The sequence below is a fragment of the Clostridium sp. genome (assembly GCF_021443865.1).
In the GTDB taxonomy this organism is placed as follows: Bacteria; Bacillota; Clostridia; order Clostridiales; family Clostridiaceae; genus Clostridium.
In genome coordinates this window covers 1-12,096 of the sequence record NZ_JABUTB010000062.1, presented here as the reverse complement: position 1 = coordinate 12,096, position 12,096 = coordinate 1, and the positions used below count along the sequence as shown (strand labels likewise).

The following is a 12,096-nucleotide window of genomic DNA, read 5'->3' as shown; positions in this document are numbered from 1 at the left end:
TATTGACTATAGTCAATATAGTTTGTAATTAATTTATTATTTTAGTAGTAAGAGTTCCAGCTCTCTGAGCAGGAACTCTTATAAATTATATCCTATTTTAATTAATTTAAACTATTTATTAGAATTAATTATATTTAAATTCTTTTTGAAATAATCATAACCTGATATTAATGTCATTATTACAGCTAAAAGTAATAATACTCTTGGCCCATAAGTAATTAGTTCCTTAATTATTGTACTGCTTTCCACTAAAGAGATTAAATATTTTGATGATCCTATATTAACTTGCAATAATAATACTATTATTGCAGCAATTTGCGTTACTGTCTTAACTTTTCCCCACATACTTGCAGCTATAACTTTTCCTTCTGATGCAGCTATGGTTCTAAGACCAGATACTGCAAACTCTCTAGCTATAATTACTACAGTTGCCCATGCTGGTACAACTTGAAGCTCTACTAATGATATTAGTGCAGCTGTAACTAAAAGTTTATCTGCAAGAGGATCCATAAACTTTCCAAAGTTTGTTACTTGATTTCTACTTCTAGCAATATAACCATCTAATTGGTCAGTTAATGAAGCAATTATAAATATAAAAGTTGCTATAAAAGTTCCATAGGGGATATTTTTAACTGCAATAAAAATTAAAAATAAAGGAACTAAAAATATTCTTAACATAGTTAGCTTATTTGCTAAATTCATCATATATCTCTCCCACTAAATCATACTCTAAAGCTTCTGTAATTATTACTTTTACCATATCGCCTTTTTGTAATTTATCTTTACTTTTTATTAATATTGTTCCATCAATTTCAGGTGCCATTTCTGAGCTTCTTCCAATGAAAAAATTACCTTTTTCTCTTTCTATTATAGTATCATAAACTTTTGATATTTTCAATTTGTTTAGATTCTCTACTACTTTTTTCTGAACTCTCATAAGCTGGTCTTGTCTACGCTCTTTTATATCTTCATCAATTTGATCTAACATATTTGCAGCAGGAGTACCTTCTTCTTTAGAGTACTTAAATACCCCAACATTTTCTAACTTATATTCTTGTAAAAATTCACATAACTCATTAAAGTCTTCTTCAGTTTCACCTGGAAACCCAACTATTAAAGAAGTTCTTAATGCTATTCCTGGCACTTCTCTTCTTAATTTTTCTATTTTAGCAATTATAGTTTCCTTATTTGTTCTCCTTGCCATCTTCTTTAAAATATTATTACTAATATGTTGAATTGGTAAATCTAAGTATTTAACAACCTTTTTATTATTAGCCATTTCTTTTATTAGCTCATCAGTAATTTCTTCTGGATAGCAGTAAAGAAGTCTAATCCACTCTACTCCATTAACCTCTGATATACTACTTATTAATTCATGTAGCTTATTTTCTTTATATAAATCTACTCCATAATAAGTTAAATCTTGAGCTATTAAAATAATTTCCTTAACACCATTTTGAGCAAGGGTATTTACTTCTTCTAATATAGCCTCTTTTGATCTACTTCTAAATTTACCTCTTATTTTAGGAATTATACAATAAGTACAATAATTATCACAGCCTTCTGCTATTCTAACATAAGCTGTATGTTTATCAGTTGTAAGCAATCTTATTCCATCATTAATATTCTCATCACTATAATTTGCAGCAAATATTTTTCTTTCACCCTTAATAAAATCTAGGATTAACTTATGGATTTTCATATAATCATTAACTCCCATAAGTATATCTATTTCAGGCATTAATTCTAATAATTCCTCCCCATATCTTTGGGTTAAACATCCTGTTGCAATTAACATTTTACATTTATATTTATGCTTATATTCAGCCATTTCAAGTATAGTATCAATTGACTCTTGTTTTGCGCTTTCTATAAAACCACATGTATTTACAATTATTATTTCAGCCTCTTTAGGGTCATTTGTTATTTCATAAAATTTATTTATGGTTCCCAAAATAAGTTCAGAATCTACTCTATTCTTATCGCAACCTAAACTTACCATACCAACTTTATATTTTTCCAAAGTCTTTCCTCCTAAGTTTTAAAGTATACTCATTTTTCCTAAATATTATTTTAATGTACATAAATAATATTTACAAGTTTTTTTACTCTTCAAGATTTAATTCTTCTTTACTTACTAATATTTGTCTAGGTCTACTTCCATCTTTTTCTGATATTATTCCTCTTTCTTCAAGTTCATCCATTATTCTAGAAGCTCTATTGAATCCAATCCTAAGCTTTCTTTGAAGAAACGAAGTTGATGCTTGATTATATTCTATAACTATTTTAATTGCTTCATTTAAAAGTTCATCACCATCACTATCTTCTGAAACCTTTCCTCCATCTTTACTTTCACTTTCAATATGTTCTATAATTGATTCTTCGTATTTAATTTCTTCTTCTTCATTCTTAATGAAATTAACTACCTTTTCTACTTCCTCTTCAGATATAAAGGCACCCTGAACTCTTATAGGTTTATTTTCTCCTATTGGATAATAAAGCATATCTCCTTTTCCAAGTAACTTTTCAGCCCCTGTTTGATCTAGTATTGTCCTTGAATCTATGCCTGATGAAACAGCAAATGAAATTCTTGATGGAATATTTGCTTTTATTACTCCTGTAATAACATCTACAGATGGTCTTTGAGTTGCTATTATTAAATGCATACCTGCTGCTCTTGCCATTTGTGCTAACCTACATATATAATCTTCAACATCATTTGGGCATGCCATCATTAAATCTGCAAGCTCATCTACAATTATTACTGTATATGGTAATTTCTCTTCTATTAATCCTTTATCAAATAATGAATTATAGCTTTCTATATTTCTTACAGATGCTTCTGCAAAAAGCTTATATCTCTTATTCATTTCATTAACCGCCCAATTTAAAGCAGCTGCTGCCTTCTTAGGATCTGTTACAACTGGTATTAAAAGGTGTGGAATTCCATTATAAACACTAAGTTCTACAACCTTAGGATCCACCATTAATAATTTTACTTCTTTTGGGCTATATTTATATAACAAGCTTACTATTAAGGTATTTATACATACGGATTTACCAGAACCAGTAGCCCCTGCAATTAAGGTATGTGGCATAGTGGCTAAATCTCCAACAACACATTTACCTGATATATCTTTTCCTAAGGCAAAAGCTAACTTCTTTTTACTTGCTTTAAACTCCTCCGAATCTAATACTTCTCTTAAGAAAACTGCTGTTTGCTTATTATTTGGAACCTCAATCCCTATAGCTGCTTTACCTGGAATAGGAGCCTCCATTCTTACCCCACTTGCAGCTAATCCTAAAGCAATATCATCTTGCAAATTAACAATTTTAGAAACTTTAACACCAGGACTTGGCTGTATTTCAAATCTTGTAACAGATGGTCCCTTAGTTACTTGAACAACATTAGCCTCTACTCCAAAATCATTTAATATTTCTTTTAATTTCCCTGCATTTTCTATTAACTCTTTTTTATCTTCACTTTTCAATTTTGTCTTACTATTAATGTTTAATAAGTCTATTGAAGGATGAATATAAATTTTCTCTTCTTTTTTTTCTGTAGTTAAGCTTTCTTCTATTTCTTTACTTACTACATCCTTTACTGAGTTATCTAATTTTTCTTTTTTCTTATTTTTCTCTTCATGTACAGTTTCTCTGTTATTTTCATGTTTTTCTTCATTAAATACTTCTATATTAAAAGGATTATCTTCTTTCAAATTGTTTCCTTTAATGTTGTCATCAGTAGAAGCTTCCAGCATACTATCTTCTAAAGAAGAATTTTTCATAAAATCTAATATTTTTATTTTGTTATTTATTCCCTTTATAAATTCTTCTCTTTCTTTTTCATCTTCTTTAGGTACAACTTCGATTAATGGTACCTTTTCTTTAGTATTATTGTCTTTTGGTTTATTCACTTTATTATTTTCTTCTTTACTAAATTTACTCTTAAATATTAAAGCTACATCGTATAATGTAACATCAGACATAAGTATAATTCCAATTGCTATAATTGCTAAATATAAAATATAAGATCCTATAAATCCAATTAACATTCCTAAAGGATAAGTTATTGTATGCCCTAAGAGTCCTCCATGAATACTTTGTGTTTCTAATATTAATTTCCATGTTTCATAAAAGCCTTTTTTTTCTTCTAATATATTTATACTAGCTGTAGCACAACCTAAGGTAATTGATATTATAATTAATGTAAGTCCAAAAACTCTCCTTGTTATTTTAATATTTCCATTTGAAACTATAGTACAATAACCAAAATATATTAAATACATTGGAAGAATAAAAGCACTAACACCTATCATCTTATAAATTACTTCTCTAGATAATGTTGATAAAGCTCCTGCCCAAGTTGTATATATGGCTATGGATAACAAAATACCTAAAGCTATATATATTACACCTTTAATATCTCCATTTTCTTTTGTATTATTTTTTTTATTTGTGCCCTTTTTACTGCTACTCTTTTTCACCTTACTTCTCGACACAGAATCACCTCGCATTATCCCACTTTTTGTAAGTCAATTCTTTACATAATATTATTATAAACATTAATAAAAAAAAAGCAATTTAAATAAAATTTCTGTCATTTAAACTGCTTAAGATATTTATAATTATACTTTTATAATTCCTAACTATTTTCTTTTTCCTTTATTAAATCTTTTAATTTACATAAGGCATCTTTTATTCCACCTTCTTCATCTATAAGACCACATTCTACAGCTTGCTTTCCTATTAATATAGTACCCATATCATTAAGTAACTCATCAGATTTTAACATCATCTCTTTTAAATCTTCTTTATTTATTTTGGAAGTTCTAACTATAAAATTATCAATTCTTTCTTGCATTTTTTGAAAATAATTGAAGGTTTGAGCAACTCCTATTACAAATCCATTCATTCTAATGGGATGAACTATCATTGTAGCAGATGGTGTAATAAAAGAATAGCTAGAGGATGTTGCAAGTGGCACTCCTATTGAGTGTCCTCCACCAATAACAATAGAAACTGTAGGCTTAGACAAAGAATTTATCATTTCTGAAATTGCAAGGCCTGCTTCAACATCTCCACCTACTGTATTTAAAATTATTAAAACTCCTTTTACCTTATCATTTCTTTCCATTGCTATTAATTGTGGTATTACATGCTCATATTTAGTTGATTTAGTTTGAGCTGGTAAAACTTGATGCCCCTCTATTTGTCCTATGATTGGCAAAATTTGAATACTTTCATCTTGAGCTGTTCCATTAGAAGTACCAAATTCTACAATTTCTTCTCTTTTTTCCTTTGCTTCATTAAGCTTTTCCTCTTCTTTTTCTATATTATTAAGTTCTTTATATTCATACATAATAAAATCCTCCTATACATTAATATTTTGTACAAGAGGATTTTATTTTATTCACTTAGATTAAAGGCTTTGTGAAGTAAATTTAATGCCCTATCCACATAATCTGATTTAATTAAACACCATATTGTCATATTAGAATCTGCTGTTTGAAGAATTTCTATAGAATTTTGTGCTAAGGTATTCATTATCTTAGCCATTATTCCAGGAACTCCCCTCATGCCAGTTCCAACCATTGCAATAGTGCTACAGTTATCAGTAAAACTACATAATATATTTGCTTTATTTAAGACCTGCTGAAGTTTTTCTTTTCTATTGGAATCAATAGTGAAGATTTGTTCAGTAGGAAATATATTTATTAAGTCTAAACTTATTTTTTCCTTTGCTAATATATCTAATAAATATCTATACTTTTCATTATTTCTATTATCCTTTAGCCTAACTGTAACTTGCGTTCTATTATTTAAATGAGTTATACCTGAAATTATTCTATTGTTATTATTTCCATTGCTATTAATTAAAGTCCCATTACAGTTATTCAAAGTATTTTTTATTAATATAGGTATATTAGCTTTTCTAGCACAATCAACAGCTCTAGGATGTATAACCTTTGCTCCTTGATCTGCTAGTTGAAAAATTTCATTGTAGCTTATAGAAGATATTAAAGTTGCATCTTTTACTATCCTTGGATCAGCAGTCATAATACCATCTACATCTGTATATATTTCTATTTTTTCTGCTTTTAAAGCTTCTCCTAATATACACGCAGATGTATCACTACCTCCTCTACCTAAAGTGGTAAAATGCCCCTCTTCTGTTATTCCTTGAAATCCAGTTACTACTGGAACTTTACCTGATTCTATTATTTTTAAAATATATTTTACATCTGTACAAATTAATTCTGCTTCTGAAAATTTTTCATTAGTTATGATACCTGCCTGCCCACCAGTAAGTGGAATTGCATCTATGCCAGCATTTGTTAATGTATTACACATTATAACTGAACTTATTAATTCTCCACAGCACATAAGCATATCAATAGCTTGTAGGTTATTTCTTTTAAAATCATTATCTACTAAAGATAGCAAAGTATCTGTTGCATAAGGTTCTCCCTTTCTTCCCATAGCTGATACTACAACTACAGGGGAAAAGCCTTTTTCTATTGCATCATTTACTTTTAAAGCTACTTTACTTCTTCTCTCTTCTGTAGAAACCGAGGTTCCTCCAAACTTTTGTATAATTATTCTCAAGCAATAACCTCCCTAAGTTTATGCTCTTGCTCTTTTAATTTTGTTCTTATCAGCTGAAACTACAATTACGTTAGTGCCAATCTTTGTAATATAGTTCCATGGAATTTCAACATATTCCCTGCTACCAAAAAATCCAAATTTACTTCCAGCAACAGCAGCCACTATAAATTGTAAATTCCCATTTTCATCAATAATAAAATCTAATGCTTGTTGAGTATCATATTTTTCTGCTTCTTCTGTATTAAATATTTCATATCTTTCTAAGTCACTTAAAAGCCTATATCTTGATTCTCTTTTAATTTCTTCTTCATAAAAACCATCTTTTTTTCTATCATCTTTAAACATAAGACCACCTCCATACCATCTTATGTAAATCTTATGATAGAAATTTATTAATTATTACATATAATTAAAGTCTTACAGCTGATTCATTTATAGAATTATCATAGGCTTTTATATTAGGCTCTAAAATTTCATTTAATTTTTCATATTCTATATCTTGACCTACATAAGCTGAACTTATTATGCCTGGTTTAAAGCATGTATCTAATACATAATTTATGTCATCATTATTTATATTGTTAATTCTTTTTATTACTTCTTCTTGAGTTCTAATTTTATTCTGTAATAACATATTTTTAGCATTAGAAAACATTCTTGATGAGGTGCTTTCAAGACCTAATATATAGTTTGCTTTGATTTTTTCTTTATTGATTTCTATTAAATCATTAGAAATACCTTCATTAGCAAATTTTTTAAGTTCCTTATTTATAACATCTAAAGCCTTTTCTGCTGATTGTTTACTTACTCCAGTATAAATGTTATTTATTCCAACTCCTAAATATGGATGACCATATGAATATATAGTATAGCAAAGACCTAATTCTTCTCTTACTTTTTGAAATAAAATTGATGATGCGCCTCCACCAAAAACATTATTAAGCAATACTAAAGAATATGCTTTTTCATGTGCATAAGGTAATCCCTTTAAAGATAAGTTAATATGAAGTTGCTCAATTTGTTTATTAGTATATTTACTATCATTTAATAAGATAGGAGCTTCATAAGTTGGAATATAATCCTTATCTCCATCCCACTCTCCAAAGTTATCTTCTAATATTTTTATTAATTCATTTGCATCGAATTTACCGCATACAGAAATTACTGAATTATATGGTGTATAATGAGATTTTATAAAATTCTTTATTTTTTTACTATTAAAAGACTTTATATTTTCTATAGTTCCTAATATAGGATATGATAAGGAATTACTTCCAAATATAGCTTCAGCTTGATTATTATCTAATACATCTTCTGGGGAGTCCTCGCTCATATTAATTTCTTCTATAACAACTCCTTGTTCCTTTGCTATTTCTTCATCATCAAACTTAGAATTTATAATCATATCAGCTAGGATTTCTACAGATAAATTTAAGTGGGTATTTAAAGCTTTTATATAGTAGCAGGTAGCTTCCTTACTTGTATATGCATTAATTTGACCACCTACGTTTTCTATTTCTTGAACTATTTGCTTTGAAGTTCTTTTTTCTGTTCCTTTAAAAAACATATGCTCTATAAAATGAGAAATTCCATTAACTGATAAGTCTTCATTTCTAGAACCATTTTGTACCATAACACCAACGCTAATTGAATTAACATGATCTATGTATTCAGTAACAACCCTCAGGCCATTTTTTAATTTATAAATATTATACATATTATCTCCTTCTATTCTTTAATCTATTATATTAGTATTATTCTTATATAATAGATAGTTATGTAGTTATATTTAAAATTTTATCATATAAAGAAAAAAAGGCAATAAATTGCCCTTTACTAACATTTATTATTCTGTTTTTTCTTCTTCTGAACTATCTACTAAAGCATCTTTTCTTGAAAGATTAATTCTTCCTTGATTATCTATTTCAGTTACCTTAACTAATATTTCGTCACCAACTGAAACAACATCTTCTACTTTATTAACTCTTGCTTTATCTAGCTTAGATATATGACATAATCCTTCTTTATTTGGAAGAATTTCTACAAATGCTCCAAAGGCAGCTATTTTAGTAACCTTTCCTAAATAAACTTCTCCAGTTTTAACTTCTTTAGTTAATCCTTCAATAATTGCTATTGCTTTTTTAACTCCTTCATGTTCTGGTGAAGATACGAATACTGTTCCGTCTTCTTTAATGTCTATCTTAACTCCAGTTTCTTCTATTATCTTATTGATTACTTTACCACCAGCACCAATTATATCTCTTATCTTTTCTGTATCTACAGTAATTATTGATGTCTTAGGTGCATATTCAGAAACTTCTTTTCTTGGCTCTGGAATACAAGCATTAATTTTTTCTAATATTTCTAATCTAGCTTTTCTTGCTCCAGTTATAGCATCTTCTATAACTTTAAAGCTTAATCCTTTTATTTTAGTATCAACTTGTATTGATGTAATACCTTCTACAGTACCAGCAACTTTAAAGTCCATATCTGCAAAGAAATCTTCAATACCTTGGATATCTGTTAATACTTCTTCTCTTGATAAATCTTCTGAAGTTATAAGTCCCATTGCTATTCCTGCTGCAGGTCTCTTTAAAGGTACCCCTGCATCTAATAATGCTAAAGTACTTCCACATACAGATGCTTGAGATGTTGAACCATTAGAGCTTAATACTTCTGAAACTAATCTTATTGTGTATGGGAATTCATCTTCTGAAGGTATTAGTGGTTCTAAAGCTCTTTCTGCTAAAGCACCATGACCTATTTCTCTTCTTCCTGGACCTCTTAAAGGTTTAACTTCACCAACTGAGTAACCTGGGAAATTATAGTGATGCATATATCTCTTAGATTCTGCTTCTCCAATACCATCTATGATTTGAATATCACCAACAGCACCTAAAGTAGCTACAGTCATAACTTGAGTTAATCCTCTAGTAAATAATCCTGTTCCATGAGTTCTTGGTAAAATTCCAACTTCACATGATATAGGTCTAACTTGATCAAATGCTCTTTCATCTGGTCTTCTATGATGATTTAATAACATATCTCTTACAACTTCTTTTTGTAATCCATATATTATTTCTTTAATATCACCTAGATTATCTGGATACTTTTCCTCAAATTCTGCATAAACTTTTTCATTTACTGTATCCATAGCAGCATTTCTTTCATCTTTATCAGAAATCCACATAGCTTCTTTTATCATATGACTAGCGAATTCTTTAATTTCTTCTTCTAACTCTTTACTAGGCTTATACAATTCTGGTGTTATTTTTTCTTTACCAAACTTAGCCATTGCTTCTTCTTGGAATTTGATTATATCTTGACAGCTATCAAATCCAAACTTAATAGCATTAAGCATTATATCTTCTGGTATTTCATTACCACCAGCTTCAATCATCATAACTCTTTCGCTTGTAGCACAAACAGTTAATTGAAGAATACTTTCTTCTCTTTCTTTAGATGTTGGATTTAAAATGAATTTTCCATCGATTAGACCTACCTGTACTGCTGCAACAGGTGTTGTAAAAGGTATGCTTGATAAACATAAAGATAATGACGCTGCATTAATTGCTAGAATTTCTGGTAAATTATCCTTTTCAACTGATACTACTGTACAAACTACTTGCACATCATTTCTATATCCTTTTGGGAATAAAGGTCTTAAAGGTCTATCTACTGCTCTCCCAAATAATATAGCATTTTCTGAAGGTCTTCCTTCTCTTTTTATAAATCCACCTGGGATTTTACCAACAGAATATAATCTTTCCTCATATTCTACACTTAATGGGAAAAAGTCTATTCCATCTCTTGGTTTTTCTGAAGCATTCACGTTAGTTAAAATAACTGTGTCTCCATAGCTAATAAAAGCTGCGATATTTGATAACATTCCAATTTTACCAAATTCTAATTTAAGCTCTCTACCAGCTATATTTGTTTTCATTACATTGTTCATTTTGTAACCTCCCTTCAAGGTTCATCACTTATCATTTAAAAATGTTAAAATAATAGAGCGGCTTAAAAACCGCTCTAAAGACTATCTTCTTAAGCCTAATTTTTTGATTATAGCTCTGTATCTTTCGATATCTTGATCAGCTAAGTAGTTAAGAAGACCTCTTCTTCTACCAACCATCATTAAAAGACCTCTTCTTGAGTGGTGGTCTTTCTTATGAGTCTTTAAATGTCCAGTTAAAGAATTAATTCTTTCTGTTAATAAAGCTATTTGCACTTCTGGTGATCCAGTATCTCCTTCGTGTCTTCCATGTTCCTTAATAATTTCTTGCTTCTTTATTGCGTCCATTAATCGCACCTCCGTATAATTATCCCCTAAATCCATGAAAAGAGATAGCACCCTCAAATCTTAGGTTTAGGTTCTTCCTTGATATTATAACAAATCATATTATTATTGTAAATTACAAATTTATAATAATTAAATTATTATATCTTTAGACTTTGCAAAATCTTCATCTTTTTTTATTTGTGCAACAAGTTCATCTAATGAATCGAACTTTATTTCGCCTCTAATCCTTTCAATAAAATATACTTTAAGTTCTTCGCCATATATCATTTTATCAAAATTTAATATAAAGGTTTCTATAGTTAATTCTTTCCCATTTACTGTGGGATTATTCCCTACAGAAGTAATACCTTTAAAGACTTTGCCATTATATCTAACATTAGTATAGTATACTCCTTTTCCTGGAATAACCATTTTATCGTTAAATTCTAAGTTTGCTGTAGGAACTCCTATGGTTCTTCCAAGTTGTTTTCCATGGACAACTTTACCTTTAATTAAATATGGTTTTGATAGCATATTAGTAGCTTCTTTTACGTCCCCTTCTAATATACACTCTCTTATTCTAGTACTGCTTATTGCATTGCCCTTATATGTATATGGCTCCATAATAAATAGTTCGTATCCATACTTATTTTGAAGATTTTTCAATAAATTTACATCTCCAAGATTTTTATGTCCAAATCTAAAATTAAATCCTACAACTATTCCTTTTACATTATAATCTTCACAAAGGAGTTTAATAAAATCTTCAGCTTCCATAGACATAAACTCTTTTGTAAAGCTTCTTAGTATTACTATGTCAACATTTTCTTCTTCTAAATATTCAAGTTTTGTATCTAAATCCATAATTATCTTAGGTACACTGTCAGGCTTAATTATTGTTTTAGGATGATTTTTATAAGTGAAAACCATACTCTTTCCATTCTTTTCCCTTGCTAATTCAACTGTTTTTCTTACAAGGGATAAGTGTCCATAATGAAGGCCATCAAAGCTACCTAATGCAACATAGTTGTCACTTTTCTTATTATCCATAATAATATCATCTATTACTATCATATCCAGCTCCCCTAATTAATTAACAATTTTTCTATGTTTCTATTCAAATTTTAAACCATAGCTTGCTTATGTATTATCCTTTTTCATCTTATTTTTAACCTCCCTGTAATTTATTTTTTAATACAATTTAATTA

At 28.9% G+C, this 12,096-nt stretch carries 10 protein-coding genes; all 10 read right to left on the bottom strand.

What is annotated here, in order from left to right; translation table 11 throughout:
- Positions 1-111: 111 nt before the first annotated feature.
- The 10 genes from pgsA to HUJ77_RS11215 all read right to left on the bottom strand — a co-directional run bounded on the left by pgsA (position 112) and on the right by HUJ77_RS11215 (position 11,962).
- Complete coding sequence (gene pgsA / locus HUJ77_RS11260) at positions 112-702, bottom strand: CDP-diacylglycerol--glycerol-3-phosphate 3-phosphatidyltransferase (protein WP_291708680.1); 591 nt, start codon at positions 700-702, stop codon at positions 112-114.
- Positions 686-2,023, bottom strand: coding sequence for a 30S ribosomal protein S12 methylthiotransferase RimO (gene rimO, locus HUJ77_RS11255; RefSeq protein ID WP_291708679.1), 1,338 nt, complete (start codon positions 2,021-2,023; stop codon positions 686-688). Before rimO ends, pgsA begins: the two co-directional genes overlap by 17 nt.
- A gap of 82 nt (positions 2,024-2,105) precedes the next feature.
- A complete protein-coding gene (locus HUJ77_RS11250; RefSeq protein WP_291708678.1) occupies positions 2,106-4,502 on the bottom strand; it encodes a DNA translocase FtsK in 2,397 nt (798 codons plus the stop codon).
- Positions 4,503-4,645: 143 nt separating this feature from the next.
- Positions 4,646-5,362 carry an ATP-dependent Clp protease proteolytic subunit gene (locus tag HUJ77_RS11245; RefSeq protein WP_291708677.1) on the bottom strand — a complete coding sequence of 239 codons (717 nt, stop codon included), beginning with the start codon at positions 5,360-5,362 and terminating at the stop codon, positions 4,646-4,648.
- Positions 5,363-5,409: 47 nt separating this feature from the next.
- Positions 5,410-6,609 (bottom strand): aspartate kinase, encoded by a 1,200-nt coding sequence (dapG, locus tag HUJ77_RS11240; RefSeq protein ID WP_291708676.1) that lies wholly within the window; start codon positions 6,607-6,609, stop codon positions 5,410-5,412.
- Between the two features lie 18 nt (positions 6,610-6,627).
- Complete coding sequence (locus HUJ77_RS11235; protein ID WP_291708675.1) at positions 6,628-6,954, bottom strand: YlmC/YmxH family sporulation protein; 327 nt, start codon at positions 6,952-6,954, stop codon at positions 6,628-6,630.
- 64 nt (positions 6,955-7,018) lie between these two features.
- Positions 7,019-8,326, bottom strand: a complete 1,308-nt coding sequence (locus tag HUJ77_RS11230; protein ID WP_291708674.1) for a pitrilysin family protein — start codon at positions 8,324-8,326, stop codon at positions 7,019-7,021.
- Positions 8,327-8,455: 129 nt separating this feature from the next.
- Entirely contained in the window at positions 8,456-10,564 is a 2,109-nt protein-coding gene (locus HUJ77_RS11225) for a polyribonucleotide nucleotidyltransferase (protein ID WP_291708673.1), read from the bottom strand.
- Positions 10,565-10,645: 81 nt separating this feature from the next.
- Positions 10,646-10,909, bottom strand: a complete 264-nt coding sequence (gene rpsO, locus HUJ77_RS11220; protein WP_291708672.1) for a 30S ribosomal protein S15 — start codon at positions 10,907-10,909, stop codon at positions 10,646-10,648.
- Between the two features lie 129 nt (positions 10,910-11,038).
- Positions 11,039-11,962, bottom strand: a complete 924-nt coding sequence (locus HUJ77_RS11215; RefSeq protein WP_291708671.1) for a bifunctional riboflavin kinase/FAD synthetase — start codon at positions 11,960-11,962, stop codon at positions 11,039-11,041.
- Positions 11,963-12,096 lie beyond the last annotated feature (134 nt).